The sequence below is a fragment of the Afifella sp. YEN Y35 genome, assembly GCF_047553465.1.
Lineage (GTDB): Bacteria > Pseudomonadota > Alphaproteobacteria > Rhizobiales > Afifellaceae > Afifella > Afifella aestuarii.
Map to the genome: position 1 here is coordinate 1,406,395 of NZ_CP180203.1, position 14,516 is coordinate 1,420,910.

Sequence of the window (14,516 nt, forward strand, 5' to 3'; positions counted from 1 at the left end):
ATGCAGCTCACCGTCTGGACCTATGAGGGACCGCCGCATGTCGGAGCGATGCGCATCGCCACCGCCATGGAAGGAATCCACTACGTCTTGCACGCACCGCAGGGCGACACCTACGCTGATCTTCTGTTCACGATGATCGAGCGGCGCAACAAGCGTCCACCTGTCACCTACACGACGTTCGAGGCGCGCGACCTCGGCACAGATACGGCCGAAATCTTCAAGAACGCGGCACGCGAGGCCTACGAGCGCTTTCAGCCGCAGGCGATGCTGGTCGGCGCGTCGTGCACGGCGGAACTCATCCAAGACGATCCGGGCGGGCTTGCCAAAGCATTGGCCCTGCCGATCCCCGTCGTTCCGCTGGAACTGCCATCCTATCAGCGGAAGGAAAACTGGGGCGCGTCGGAGACCTTCTATCATCTCGTTCGGGCCCTCGCCGGCCCGCATGCGCCGGCGCCCGGCACGGAACGACCGCAACGGGATGCGGGCCGCCGGCCACGGTGCAATCTGCTCGGACCGACCGCCCTCGGCTTTCGGCACCGCGACGACGTGGCGGAGATCACTCGCCTTCTCGACCGCCTCGGCATCGATGTCGCCGTGACGGCGCCACTCGGCGCCACTCCGGCCGATATCGCGCGGCTCGGAGAGGCCGATTTCAACGTCGTGCTCTATCCGGAAATTGCGCAAACGGCCGCCGGTTGGCTCACCCGCACGTTCCGCCAGCCGGCAACGAAAACGGTCCCGATCGGCTTCGGCGCGACGATCGACTTCATCAAGGAAGTCGCCGAGATCGCAGGCGTCGATCCCACCGCCGTTCTCGCGGGCGCGCCATCGCGTCTTCCGTGGTACTCGCGCTCCGTCGATTCGACCTATCTCACCGGCAAGCGCGTCTTCATCTTCGGCGATGCGACGCATGTCGTTGCAGCCGCGCGCATCGCCGACAAGGAGCTCGGCTTCAAGGTCGTGGGCCTTGGCACCTATTCGCGGGAATTCGCCCGCGACGTGCGCGCCGCCGCCGAAAGCTATGGCGTCGAAGCGCTCATCACCGACGACTATCTCGAAGTCGAGGAGAAGGTGGCAGAGCTTCATCCCGAGCTCGTTCTCGGCACGCAGATGGAGCGGCATATCGCGAAGCGGCTGCGTGTGCCGTGCGCCGTCATCTCGGCGCCGGTCCACGTCCAGGATTTTCCGGCACGCTATTCGCCGCAGATGGGCTTCGAAGGCGCCAATGTGATCTTCGACACCTTCGTACATCCATTGATGATGGGCCTCGAAGAGCACCTTCTCGGCATGTTCCGCGGCGATTTCGAGTTCCACGACGAGGTCCAGCCATCGCATCTGGGGCACGGCGCCGCACCGGCGCAAGACCAGACTCAGATCAAAGAAACGGAGATCGAAAAGGCTGAGATTGCCAGTGTCGCCCAAGCTGTCACCTGGGCGGCAGAAGCGGAGCAGGAACTGCGCAAAATACCGTTCTTCGTCCGCGGCAAGGCGCGCCGCAATACCGAACGCTTCGCCGAAGAACGCGGCTTAGCGACGATTACAGTTGAGACACTCTACGATGCCAAAGCCCATTTCGGCCGATAACGCGACGCCTCTGCGCGTCGTCATCGTGACACTCGACAGCCATTTGGCGAGCGCAGTCGAGCGCGCACGCCCGATTCTCCAGAAAGAGATCCCCGGTCTCATCCTCAATCTGCACGCCGCCACCGAATGGGGCGACGATGCGACCGCGCTCGGCCGCTGCCAGGCCGACATCGCCGAGGCCGATATCATCCTCGCCAATATGCTCTTCATGGAAGACCATATTCAGGCGGTGATGCCCGCCTTGAAGGCGCGGCAGAACGAATGCGACGCCATCGTCGGCTTCATGTCGGCGGGCGAAGTGATCCGCCTCACCCGCATCGGCCGCTTCAAGATGGACGGCTCGCAGGGTGGCGCGCTCGCACTTCTCAAGCGGCTTCGCGGGTCGGACAAGCGCGACAAGGAAGGCGCCAAGCAGGCCGCCAATTCGGGCGCCAAGCAGATGGCGATGCTGCGCCGGATCCCGCAATTCCTGCGGTTCATCCCCGGCACAGCCCAGGATGTGCGCGCCTACTTCCTGGTTCTGCAGTACTGGCTCGCCGGTTCGGAAGACAATATCGTCAACATGGTGCGGCTTCTCATCGAGCGTTACGCCGAGGGCCCGCGCAAACAGCTGCGCCACCATTTGAAGGCCAAGCCGCCGGTCAATTATCCAGAGGTCGGGCTTTATCATCCGAGACTCAAGGGACGCATCACGGAGCGCCTGGAAGCCCTGCCCTCCCCGTCGAAGGAGCGCAAGGGCCGTGTCGGCCTCCTCATCATGCGGTCCTATGTGCTTGCCGGAAACACGGCGCATTACGACGCGGTGATCGACGCCCTGGAGGCCCATGGCCTGCAGGCAGTGCCGGCCTATTCGAGCGGTCTCGACAGCCGGCCTGCGGTGGAAGCTTTCTTCACGCCGAACGGACGCCCGGTGGTCGATGCCGTCGTTTCATTGACGGGCTTCTCGCTCGTCGGCGGCCCCGCCTACAACGACGCCAAGGCGGCCGAAGAGATGCTGACGCATCTCGACGTCCCTTACATTTCGGCACAGGCTGTCGAGTTCCAGACGCTCGAGCAATGGGAGGGCTCCGACCGCGGCCTCCTTCCCGTCGAAACGACCATGATGGTCGCGATCCCGGAGCTCGACGGGGCAACCGGACCGATGCTCTTCGGCGGTCGTTCGGAGAATGCCGAACAGACGCGCGATATGCAGGCGCATTCAGAGCGCGCCCAAATGCTCGCCTCGCGTGTCGACAAGCTCGTCAGGCTTCGTCACACGAAGCGCGCTGAGCGCAAGCTCGCCGTCGTTCTCTTCAACTTCCCGCCGAACGCCGGCAGCACCGGCACCGCGGCTTACCTTTCGGTTTATCATTCGCTCTTCAACACGCTGAAATCCCTCAAGGAAGCGGGTTACACGGTCGACGTGCCGGAAAGCGTCGATGCCCTGCGCGACATGATTTTGAAGGGCAATGCGAGCCGCTACGGCACGGACGCCAATGTGCATGATCGGATCGCGACCGACGATCACGTGAGGCGCGAGCGCTATCTGAAGGACATCGAAGCGCAGTGGGGCCCGGCGCCCGGACGGCAACAAAGCGACGGCAGCTCGATCTTCGTGCTCGGTGTTCAGCTCGGCAATGTCTTCGTCGGTATACAGCCGGCCTTCGGCTATGAAGGCGATCCGATGCGGCTTCTCTTCGAGAAGGGCTTTGCCCCGACGCACGCCTTCTCCGCCTTCTACCGCTATCTGCGCGAAGATTTCCGTGCCGACGCGGTTCTGCATTTCGGCATGCACGGCGCGCTCGAATTCATGCCGGGCAAACAGACGGGGCTATCGGATGCCTGCTGGCCCGACCGGCTGATCGGAGATCTGCCGAACTATTATCTCTATGCGGCCAACAATCCGTCGGAAGGCTCAATTGCCAAGCGGCGCTCCGCAGCAACACTGATTTCCTATCTCACGCCGCCCGTGGCCCGTGCCGGGCTCTATCGCGGCCTTCTCGATCTCAAAGCCTCTCTCGACCGCTGGCGGGCTTTGCCACCGGACGAGACGAAGGAGCGCGAGCAGCTCGCCCCGCTCATTCAGGCTCAGGCCGCAGAGCTCGACCTGGCGGCTCCGGAACCCGCCTGGGAGGATCCTGCAGCAGAGACGGCGAAGCTGAGCGAGGCCATTCTCGACCTCGAATACAGCCTCATCCCGCACGGCCTGCACGTCATCGGCGAGCCACCTTCGGCGGAAGAGCGTGCCGATCTCCTCCTCGCGGTGGCTGAAGCCCGTTTCGGCACCAAGCCGGAGAAGGACGCTGTCGAGGCCCTCGTCGCCGGGCGGCAGCCGCGGCAGGCTCTGGTCGTTGGCGGAATGGACGAGAACGAAGCGAACATCGAATTGTTCGATGAGCTCGCCTCGACCAACAAGCTCCTGTCGGAAGACCACGAACTCCCGTCTCTCATCCACGCGCTCGACGGATGCTTCGTGCGCCCTGCCCCCGGTGGCGATCTTCTGCGCACGCCGGCGATCCTGCCGACGGGCCGGAATGTGCATGGCTTCGACCCCTTCCGCATGCCGAGCGCTTTCGCCGTTACGGATGGGGCTCGCCAGGCGAAGCGCCTCCTCGACCGCTATGTCGAAGACGGACATCCGATCCCGGAATCGGTGGCGATGGTCCTGTGGGGGACCGACAATCTGAAGAGCGAAGGCGGTCCGATCGCCCAGGCTTTGGCGCTGCTCGGCGCGCGGCCGCGTTTCGACAGCTTCGGTCGTCTCTGTGGGGCTGCTCTCATCCGCCTGGAAGATCTCGGTCGGCCGCGCATCGACGTCGTCATGACGCTGTCGGGCATCTTCCGCGACCTCCTGCCCTTGCAGACCAAGCTGCTCGCAGAGGCCGCCTATCTTGCGGCCACGGCGGATGAACCGCTTGAAATGAACTATGTGCGCAAGCACGCCCTGCGCTATCAGGAAGAGCATCAATGCGACCTGGAGACGGCCGCGCTGCGCGTCTTCTCCAACGCCGACGGTGCCTACGGCTCCAACGTCAACATGCTGCTCGATTCCGGGCGCTGGGAAGACGAGGACGAGCTCGCCGACACCTACGCAAAGCGCAAATGCTTCGCTTACGGACGCCAGGGCGCGCCCAAGCAGCAGGCCGCTCTTCTGCAGACGATCTTCAGCGATGTGGAGCTCGCCTACCAGAACCTCGAATCGGTCGAGCTCGGCGTGACCACCGTCGATCACTACTTCGACACGCTCGGCGGAATCAGCCGCTCGGTGCGCAAGGCCAAGGGCGGCGAGATTCCCGTCTACATCGGCGACCAGACCCGTTCAGAAGGCATGGTCCGCTCTTTGTCGGAGCAGGTCGCACTCGAAACCCGCACCCGCATGCTCAACCCGAAATGGTACGAGGGCATGTTGAAGCACGGTTACGAAGGCGTGCGTCAGATCGAGGCCGCGGTCACCAATACGATGGGCTGGTCGGCCACGACAGGTCAGGTCGCGCCTTGGATCTATCAGCAGATCACGCAGACATACGTGCTTGATCCGGAAATGCGGCAGCGCATGGCCGCCCTCAATCCGGTCGCGTCGGCAAAGGTCGCGCACCGGCTTCTGGAGGCACATGAGCGCCAGTACTGGCAACCCGACGAGGCCGTGGTGGAAGCCCTGCGGCAGGCGGGTGAAGAACTGGAAGACCAGCTCGAAGGCATACCCGTGGAGAGAGCCGCATGAACATCCCTCTGAGACCGATGCCACCGATCGCGAAGAACGAGGACGGAGAAGGCAGCGTTCAGGTTCGGCTCGATCCGTCGATCCATATCGAAACGGCGAAAGTGTTCGCCGTCTATGGCAAGGGCGGGATCGGCAAGTCGACGACCTCTTCGAACCTGTCGGCGGCTTTTTCAAAGCTCGGCAAACGGGTTCTGCAGATCGGTTGCGACCCGAAGCACGATTCCACCTTCACCTTGACCAAGCGCCTCGTGCCGACGGTCATCGACGTGTTGGAGTCTGTGAACTTCCATTCCGAAGAGCTGCGCGTCGAAGACTTCGTCTACGAAGGCTATAACGGCGTCATGTGCGTGGAGGCCGGCGGACCGCCTGCCGGCACAGGCTGCGGTGGCTATGTCGTCGGCCAGACCGTGAAGCTCCTCAAGGAGCATCATCTCCTGGAAGACACAGATGTCGTGATCTTCGACGTCCTGGGGGACGTGGTCTGCGGCGGCTTCGCCTCGCCGCTGCAGCATGCCGAGCGCGCGCTTATCGTCACCGCCAACGATTTCGATTCCATCTTCGCGATGAACCGGATTGCCGCGGCGATCCTCGCCAAGGCGAAGAACTACGACGTGCGGATCGGCGGCGTCATCGCCAATCGCAGCGCTGGAACCGACGAGATCGACCGCTTCAACGAAGCGACAGGACTGAAGCGTCTGGCGCATCTGCCCGATCTCGATGCGATCCGGCGCAGCCGTCTGAAGAAGTCGACGCTTTTTGAAATGGAACCCTCCCCCGAACTGGAGCAGGTGCAGAACGAATATCTGCGCCTTGCCGCTCAGCTCTGGGCTGGCGTCGAACCGCTTGCAGCGACACCGATGAAAGATCGCGAGATCTTCGACTTTCTGGGATTCGATTGATGCCAACAGCCTCGTATTTGGAGCGCCGCGGAGAGCTTGAGACCTATTTCGACCGCACCGCGGCCGATGCCTGGTCCAAACTCACGTCCGACGCGCCGGTGAGCCGTATTCGGGCCACCGTGCGCGCCGGCCGCGACCAGATGCGGGCGACCCTGTTGAGCTATCTGCCGGACGACCTCTCTGGGCTGCGGCTCCTCGATGCCGGTTGCGGAACCGGTGCGCTGTCCCTGGAAGCGGCGCGCCGCGGCGGCGATATCGTCGCAATCGATCTGTCGCCGTCGCTCGTCGCACTCGCCAAGGAGCGCACCAGGGACGAGCCGGAGGCACAGAAGATCGATTTCCACGTCGGAGACATGCTCGATCCCGCGCTCGGTGATTTCGACTTCATCGTCGGCATGGATTCGCTCATCCATTACCGTGATCAGGACCTCGCGAATATTCTCGCCCGGATGGCGACGCGGGCCCGGCAGGGGGTGGTTTTCACCTTCGCGCCCCGCACGGCGCTGCTCGCGGCCATGCACATGGCGGGGCGGTTTTTTCCGCGCAGCGACCGCGCACCTTCCATCGAACCGATCAGCGAAGCGCGGCTGCGCCAGCTGGTCGCTGCGACACCTGAGCTAACGGCATGGCGGCCGGGTCGAAGCCGTCGTATCGTAAGCGGATTTTACACGTCACAGGCTATGGAGCTCGTGCCCGCATGAAGCGGCTGAACAATTCGGTAAGCGCAGCGTGGAGCCGTCTCGGCCCCCGCTTTTTGCCGTTTGCGGATGCTGCAACGGCCGAGCTTCCGCTCGGCCGCCTCTTGCGTTTGTCATTGTTCCAAGTCTCCGTCGGCATGGCGGTGGTGCTTTTGAACGGCACCTTGAACCGCGTCATGATCGTCGAGATGGGCGTGCATGCCTGGCTCGTTTCCTTGATGGTGTCGCTGCCGCTCGTCTTCGCGCCGTTCCGTGCTCTGATCGGCTTCAAGTCGGACACCCATCGCTCGCTGCTCGGCTGGCGGCGTGTGCCCTATATCTGGATGGGCACGCTGATCCAGTTCGGCGGTCTCGCGATCATGCCGTTTGCGCTTCTGGTTCTTTCCGAAGGCCAGGGCCCGGCGATCATCGCAGGTCAGGCCGGGGCTGCCATCGCCTTCCTGCTCGTCGGCGCTGGCCTGCACACAACGCAGACAGCCGGGCTTGCTCTGGCCACCGACATCGCGCCGGCCGAATCCCGCCCGCGTGTCGTGGCGCTGCTCTATGTCATGCTGCTTCTCGGCATGATGGTGAGTGCCCTCGTCTTCGGTGTGGTTCTCGACAATTTCAGCCCGTTCCGGCTCATCCAGGTCATTCAGGGTGCCGCCTTCCTGACGATGGTCTTGAACGTCGTCGCCTTGTGGAAGCAGGAGGCGCGCAATCCCGCACTCACTGCAAAAGACGCGCCAAGAACCAGTTTCCGCGAAGCCTGGGGCTCCTTCGCCAAAGGTGGACGCGCAAGCCGCCTCCTCGTCGCTGTCGGCCTCGGCACGGCAGGCTTCAGCATGCAGGACATTCTGCTCGAGCCTTACGGCGGCGAAGTCCTGCACCTGACCGTGAGCGGCACGACAACGTTGACGGCTCTCCTCGCCGGAGGCTCGCTCGTCGGATTTGCCCTCGCCGCCCGCAGTCTCGGACGCGGCCAGGATCCGCACAAGCTTGCAGCCTATGGCGCGCTTGCCGGCGTCTTGGCGTTCGTCGCCGTGATCTTCGCCGCGCCCCTGGAATCGGCGATGCTCTTCCGGGCAGGCACCATCATCATCGGCTTCGGCGGCGGCCTCTTCTCGGTCGGCACGCTCACAGCCGCTATGGAATTATCGGAGAATGGGCAGAGCGGTCTCGCCCTCGGCGCCTGGGGCGCCGTTCAGGCGACCGCCGCGGGTCTTTCGATCGCGCTCGGTGGCGTCGTTCGCGACACCTTCTCCACATTGGCAGAACAAGGCGTTCTCGGGTCGGCTCTGACGAGCCCGGCCACCGGTTACAGCTTTGTCTACCATTTCGAAATCGCGCTGCTCGCCGTCACGCTCGTGGCGATCGGGCCGCTCGTGGGGTCGGGGGGGCGAACACGCTCCGATCCATCATCGTCCTTCGGTCTAGCCGAGTTTCCCGGCTAGCCGTTGTCAATGGAGGTTATCAATGCCCGCCGGAGCACTTACAGGGTATATGGATGTGGCCCAGATGACGCTTTATGCGTTCTGGATCTTTTTTGCCGGTCTCATCATCTACCTTCGTCGCGAAGATAAGCGCGAAGGTTATCCGCTTGTTGCGGAACGCGGTGAGACCAATGACCGGATTGTCGGGTTCCCCGACGCACCGGCACCGAAATACTTCAAACTTCATGGCGGTGGCACGGCACAGTCCGGCCGCAGCGACGACCGCGACGTGCGTCTGACGCCGGCCGGCCCGTCGAACGGCGCACCGTTCCGTCCCGTCGGCAATCCGCTGGTCGATGGCGTTGGCCCGGCCGCCTATGCCGATCGTGCCCATGAGCCGGAGCTGACGCTCGACGGCGATCCGAAGATCGTGCCGCTCTCCAGCGACGAGAGCTTCTATCTCGATCCGAAGGATCCGGATCCTCGGGGCATGCTCGTCATCGCCGCCGACGGTGAAGTCGTGGGTAGCGTTGAAGATGTCTGGGTCGATCGTTCCGACGTGATGATCCGTTATCTCGAGGTCGCGCTCGATGGCGCCGGCACTGTGCTGGTTCCGTTCGTGATGGCGACCCTCAACGCTCGCCAGCGTCAGATCCGCGTGAACGCGCTGATCGGCAAGCAGTTCGCGGACGCGCCGCGCACGGCCAGCCCGAGGAGCATCACCATGGTGGAAGAAGACCGTATCCAGGGCTACTTCGCCGGTGGCAATCTTTATGCGACGCCGGCACGGCAGGAGCCGCTGCTGTGAACGAATACGAATCCGAGCCTATCCGCGGCCTGCCTCAGCGCTTGCCGAAGGGGGAACGGATCCTCTGGCAGGGGGAACCGCGCTGGGCAAGTCTTGCCCGGCGCCTTTTCCACCTTCCAACCCTCGTCGTCTATTTTGCTGTTCTTCTCGCCCTGCGGGCCATTTTGGCTCTCTCGGCGGGGGGAACGGTAAAAGACGCGATCCTGTCGGCGACCTGGCTTTTGCCGGTCGCCGCTCTCGCGGTCGTTATTCTCACCGTCTATGGCTGGCTGATCGCCCGCACCACGGTCTATACGATCACGGAGAAGCGTCTCGTCATCCGCAGCGGCGTCGTCTTGCCGATGACGCTCAACATCCCTTTCGTGGCGGTGGAATCGGCCGCATTGCGGCTCTACGGGCAGGGAATTGGCGACATTCCGCTCGTTCTTTCCCCCAACCACCGTGTTGCCTATTACGCTTTGTGGCCGCACGCTCGGCCCTGGAAAATCAAGCAGCCTGAGCCCATGCTGAGGTCTGTTGCCGATGCAGAGCGCGTCGCGGAGATCCTGGCGGGTGCGCTCGCAGCGACCGCCGGACGTGGCGACCGGGCGGGCGAAGCTGCCCCCGAGGCAGAGACGGATACGCACGCACAATGGTCATCGCACGCGAGTGCGGTGGCATAGGAGATCAAGGTGAGCGGCTTTACGAACACTGCGCCATTTCCGCGAGGCCCCCTTCTGGCCGTCGCGGCGCTGCTGACGGTTTCGATCGTCCTTGCAGCCGTGAGCGCATTTGACCGTAGAGACCACAGCACCGCGATGCCGGGGACGACGGCCGTAGAGGTGCGTCTTCTGCAATTCAAAGATCTGGCCAACGGGGGCGTCGGCATTTTCGACGCCTCCGACGGCAGCCAGATCGCCGTTGCCGCTCCCGGCACGAATGGTTTTTTGCGCGCAACCTTGCGCGGCCTCGCACACGAACGGGAACGTCGCGGCATCAGCCCTGACAGCCCCTTTCGTTTGACCTATTGGGACGACGGACAATTGTCGCTCGAGGATCCCTCGACCGGCCGGCTCGTCGCACTTGAAGCTTTCGGGCCGACCAACGCGCAGGTCTTCGCCCGCTTCCTCTCCAAGACGAGGCAGGCGCAATGATTGGCAATTGGGTCGGCGGACGCGAAGAGATCGAAGTGGAGTGCACCATCGAGGTGCAAAACACCTTCGAAAGCCTGCACGCTCATGTGGATCTCGATGGTGGCATCGAAATCCGCCCGGGCGATGCGGTGCGGGTCCATGGTGAGCCGATCACCGTCCCCTACGGCGAGACGGCCACGTTTCGCCGCCGCGCGACGGTGGTGCGGGCGACCGCTTTGGAGCGGCTTTGGACACGCATGACCGGTGACATGGAGTTCATGGAGCTCCTTGAGTTCAGCTTCTCTTCCGAAAGCAGGCTATGACGATCGAGACCCTCTCCCTCTCTCCGAACGACACCACCCTCAAGGCTCAAGAAAGCACGGTTTTGAGTCCGCGCTTTTATACGACGGACTTCGATGAGCTTGACGCCATCGATGTCAGTCACATTCGCCTGGAGTGGGACGCGCTCATCGCAGAGATGAAGAGCGACCCCAACAAGGGCCATTTCAAGCGCACGGAAGCGTGGGACGACGTGAAACTCTCCGATCTGCCAGAGGATCTCCAAAAGGAGTTCGTCGACTTTCTGGTGAGTTCGCTCACGGCTGAGTTTTCGGGCTGCGTGCTCTATTCGGAAATGAAGAAGCGCGGCAACAACCCCGATATCTGCGAGCTCTTCCGCTATATGAGCCGCGACGAGGCGCGCCATGCGGGCTTCATCAACGACACGCTCAAGGATTTTGATATCGGCGTCGATCTCGGCTTTCTGACGCGCACGAAGAAGTACACCTTCTTCCGCCCGAAATTCATCTACTACGCCACCTATCTTTCCGAAAAGATCGGCTATGCGCGCTACATTACGATCTTCCGGCATCTGGAAAAGCACCCGGAAAAGCGCTTCCACCCGATCTTCAAATGGTTCGAGCAATGGTGCAACGACGAGTTCCGGCACGGCGAGGCCTTCGCTCTCCTGATGCGTGCGAACCCACATGTCACGCGGGGCCTCAATAAGTACTGGGTCCGTTTCTTCGTGCTCGCCGTTTTCGCGACCATGTATGTGCGCGACCATGCACGCCCTGCCTTCCACAAGGCTCTCGACATCGACCCGACGGAATATGATTTCACCGTCTTTCGGATCACGTCGGAAATCAGCAAGCAGGTCTTCCCGCTGACGCTCGACATCGACAATCCCCGCTTTCGCGCCGGCCTCGAAAGGCTGCGGCAGGCGAGCGAGAGAATGGCGGCAGCCAAACGCAAGGGCGGCCTCGTCGGCGGCCTGCAGCAGCTCTTCAACGGCGCCGGCGCAGGGGTCGCCATCGCCCGTCTTTATTTCCTGCCGGTCAAGGACAATGCCCCGCCGGCCGAGAGCCGGCTCGTTCCGGCCTGGTAGGGAGGCATCAGAGTGTCGCTCTACGCTCTGCCCATCGTCTTTGCGTTGTTTACCTGGTGGTTCTCGACGGGGGCGATTCTGTATCTCGACGGCCTGCCCCGGCGGACGTTTCGTTGGAGCCTCGCCGGCGCGACGGTTCTGCTCGGCGCCGCCTTTTACGGCCTGGCAGTCTCCAGTCGGGATGCGAGCGTCTCGGGCGCCTTTGTCGCCTTCACCTGCGGCCTGACCGCTTGGGGCTGGCATGAGATCAGCTTCCTCATGGGGTACGTGACCGGGCCGAGAAAGAGCCTGTGCCCGAGCGACATTTCAGGTTGGAAGCGCTTCCTCTTCGCTGTCCAAACGATCCTCTATCACGAGCTCGCCATCTTCCTCTCGGCGGCCGTGATCGTCGCCCTCACCTGGGGGGGCCCCAATCAGCTCGGGACCGGCATTTTCTTTCTCTTGTGGGGCATGAGGGCCAGCGCCAAGCTCAACCTCTTCCTCGGGGTGCGCAATCTCTCCGAGCAGTTCCTGCCGGACAGCCTCGCCTATCTGAAGAGCTTCATGGTCAAGAAGTCCATGAATCCGCTCTTCCCTATCTCCATTACGGTTGCAACCGTGATCACCGTGTTGTTTGCGCAGCGCGCCATCGCCGATGTGGCGAGCCCGTTCGAAGCAACCGCCTATACGTTCCTCGCCACATTGATGGCGCTCGCCGTCCTGGAGCACTGGTTCATGGTGCTGCCGCTGCCGGCTGAAGCGCTTTGGAAATGGGGGCTGCGGACACATGAGGTGCAGCAGCCCAATGACCAGACTTCACAGGCACGGCCGTCGACGCCCTTTTCAGCGCGGACAGCCGCAGCATTACCCGGCAGCCGATTGCGCGCGCAGCCGGCCTTGAGCACGTATGGCGCGTCACCGCCGCGGGAATAATCGGGAGCGATCGGGATGGCACGCGAGGTCAGCGCGGATTTGGGGAGGCGATCCATGGATTACGAAAATTTCTTTCGGCAGGAACTCGAGGCGTTGCGCCACGAAGGTCGCTACCGGGTCTTCGCCGACCTCGAGCGTCATGCGGGCGAGTTTCCGCGTGCCACACATTATCGCGAACGCGGTCGGGCCGAAGTGACCGTCTGGTGCTCCAACGATTATCTCGGCATGGGCCAGAACTCTCTGGTCATCGATGCGATGCATCTCGCACTCGATCGCTGCGGCGCGGGTGCCGGCGGCACACGCAACATCTCAGGCACCAACCACTATCACGTGCTTTTGGAGAACGAGCTCGCCGACCTTCATGGCAAGGAGAGCGCCCTCGTCTTCACCTCAGGCTACGTCTCCAACTGGGCCACGCTTTGCACGCTTGCCGCGAAGCTGCCGGGCTGCGTCGTCCTGTCGGACGCCAAGAACCACGCCTCGATGATCGAGGGCATCCGCCACAGCCGCGCAGACCGCATGATCTTTGCGCACAACGACCCGGAAGATCTCAACCGCAAGCTCGCGGAGATCGACCCGGCGCGGCCCAAGCTCGTCGCTTTCGAATCCGTTTATTCGATGGATGGCGATATCGCACCGATCGCCGAAATCTGCGACGTCGCCGATGCGCATGGTGCCATGACCTATCTCGACGAGGTCCACGCCGTCGGTCTCTACGGCCCGCGCGGCGGCGGCATCTCCGAGCGTGACGAGGTCGCCCATCGTCTGACCGTCATCGAGGGTACCCTCGCCAAGGCTTACGGCGTCATGGGGGGCTATATCGCCGCCTCGACAGCACTCTGCGACTTTATTCGCAGCTTTGCCTCCGGCTTCATCTTCACGACCGCTCTGCCGCCCTCCGTCGCGGCGGGTGCGCTCGCCTCCATCCGGCATCTGAAGGCGAGCGAGGCCGAACGCGACAGACAGAAGGAGCGCGTCGCGACCGTTCGACGGCGCCTTGACGAGATCGGCGTGCCGCATCTCATGAACGAGAGCCATATCGTTCCGGTGATGGTGGGCGACGCCGTTTTGTGCAAGCAGATCAGCGACCGGCTTCTCACGCAGTACGGGATCTATGTGCAGCCGATCAACTATCCGACCGTCCCGCGCGGTACCGAGCGGCTGCGTGTGACGCCCTCGCCTCTTCATTCCGATTGGGATGTGGACCGCCTCATCAACGCGTTGAAGGCGATATGGTCCGAGATCGGCCTCGAACGCGCCGCCTGACCTTTTCCTTATCGCAAGTCTGTCAAAGCGCCGGCCCCTCGCCGGCGCTTTTTTTGCGGCCGGACGAGATCTCAGCTGCCGCACAAGAGCAAGCCGTACGCCCACTCTTTCGGCACACTCTCGCAGGTCGCGGACCCGCCATCTGAGGCTTGCCCTCACCCGATTGGACAGTTGCAGTTCTGGACCGGACCGTTCTCCGGGTCGTCGCGCACGCCCCCGTCCGCGGCTTTTGATGCCGTGGTTACCCTTTTTGAAGAGTCACTTGCCTAGAACCGCTCACGTTTTGATTCACGTTTGGCGACGCCCCTGGCGCGTTCTCTGTGCCGCTTAGGGGACGAACTTCAAAGATTGATTCAAGTGACCGTCTCGCGCCAAACGGTGCCCCTCGTGCGATCCGGCAGGCAATCCGCACGGTTCGCCGTTTCCTGACACGGCACCTGCGACCACGAATGCACGCAACGGGACGCCTCACCCAAAGCGGCGTCAGCGCCCGCGGTCCGATGGCCAGAATTGTCGCGTTTGCGCAAAACGCCTCGCGTGCAATCAGCGCGCAACACTCAGCCCCGTCTTCTTGTAGCTGCGCCCCCACATGACGGCATCTCTCAAGGGTGATGCGGTCCGGCGCCCCCGCCCCCACAGCGCCGCTCGTTGGCCTCACGCGCGATGGCGGGGTGCGGTCGCCAGCCGCCTCCGACTGACGTTGCAATTTCTGGGATCTTCGCCAACGCGGGCGACGGC

12 protein-coding genes are annotated in these 14,516 nt (G+C 63.1%); all 12 read left to right on the forward strand.

Annotated elements, in window-relative coordinates; genetic code table 11:
• Genes bchB through hemA form a run of 12 tightly spaced genes read left to right on the forward strand, consistent with a single transcriptional unit; the run spans position 1 to position 13,778 of the window.
• Positions 1-1,584 carry a ferredoxin:protochlorophyllide reductase (ATP-dependent) subunit B gene (bchB, locus tag ACK8CP_RS06725; protein ID WP_234627803.1) on the forward strand — a complete coding sequence of 528 codons (1,584 nt, stop codon included), beginning with the start codon at positions 1-3 and terminating at the stop codon, positions 1,582-1,584.
• Complete coding sequence (locus ACK8CP_RS06730; protein ID WP_414833748.1) at positions 1,559-5,284, forward strand: magnesium chelatase subunit H; 3,726 nt, start codon at positions 1,559-1,561, stop codon at positions 5,282-5,284. Before bchB ends, ACK8CP_RS06730 begins: the two co-directional genes overlap by 26 nt.
• A complete protein-coding gene (gene bchL, locus ACK8CP_RS06735) occupies positions 5,281-6,183 on the forward strand; it encodes a ferredoxin:protochlorophyllide reductase (ATP-dependent) iron-sulfur ATP-binding protein (RefSeq protein WP_128293895.1) in 903 nt (300 codons plus the stop codon). Before ACK8CP_RS06730 ends, bchL begins: the two co-directional genes overlap by 4 nt.
• Positions 6,183-6,884, forward strand: a complete 702-nt coding sequence (gene bchM / locus ACK8CP_RS06740; protein ID WP_414833749.1) for a magnesium protoporphyrin IX methyltransferase — start codon at positions 6,183-6,185, stop codon at positions 6,882-6,884. Before bchL ends, bchM begins: the two co-directional genes overlap by 1 nt.
• Entirely contained in the window at positions 6,881-8,314 is a 1,434-nt protein-coding gene (locus ACK8CP_RS06745; protein WP_414833750.1) for a BCD family MFS transporter, read from the forward strand. The genes bchM and ACK8CP_RS06745 overlap by 4 nt, the downstream gene beginning before the upstream one ends.
• A gap of 22 nt (positions 8,315-8,336) precedes the next feature.
• Complete coding sequence (gene puhA, locus ACK8CP_RS06750; protein ID WP_414833751.1) at positions 8,337-9,101, forward strand: photosynthetic reaction center subunit H; 765 nt, start codon at positions 8,337-8,339, stop codon at positions 9,099-9,101.
• A complete protein-coding gene (gene puhB, locus ACK8CP_RS06755) occupies positions 9,098-9,763 on the forward strand; it encodes a photosynthetic complex putative assembly protein PuhB (RefSeq protein ID WP_414833752.1) in 666 nt (221 codons plus the stop codon). Before puhA ends, puhB begins: the two co-directional genes overlap by 4 nt.
• Before the next feature lie 9 nt (positions 9,764-9,772).
• Entirely contained in the window at positions 9,773-10,234 is a 462-nt protein-coding gene (gene puhC, locus ACK8CP_RS06760; RefSeq protein WP_234627798.1) for a photosynthetic complex assembly protein PuhC, read from the forward strand.
• Positions 10,231-10,536 (forward strand): hypothetical protein, encoded by a 306-nt coding sequence (locus tag ACK8CP_RS06765; RefSeq protein ID WP_092814973.1) that lies wholly within the window; start codon positions 10,231-10,233, stop codon positions 10,534-10,536. Before puhC ends, ACK8CP_RS06765 begins: the two co-directional genes overlap by 4 nt.
• Positions 10,533-11,600, forward strand: coding sequence for a magnesium-protoporphyrin IX monomethyl ester (oxidative) cyclase (acsF, locus tag ACK8CP_RS06770; RefSeq protein ID WP_414833753.1), 1,068 nt, complete (start codon positions 10,533-10,535; stop codon positions 11,598-11,600). The genes ACK8CP_RS06765 and acsF overlap by 4 nt, the downstream gene beginning before the upstream one ends.
• A 12-nt stretch (positions 11,601-11,612) precedes the next feature.
• The gene (puhE, locus tag ACK8CP_RS06775) at positions 11,613-12,512 is read left to right on the forward strand and encodes a putative photosynthetic complex assembly protein PuhE (RefSeq protein WP_234627796.1); all 900 of its coding nucleotides are present in this window, start codon (positions 11,613-11,615) and stop codon (positions 12,510-12,512) included.
• A gap of 54 nt (positions 12,513-12,566) precedes the next feature.
• Entirely contained in the window at positions 12,567-13,778 is a 1,212-nt protein-coding gene (gene hemA / locus ACK8CP_RS06780) for a 5-aminolevulinate synthase (RefSeq protein WP_261212052.1), read from the forward strand.
• Positions 13,779-14,516 lie beyond the last annotated feature (738 nt).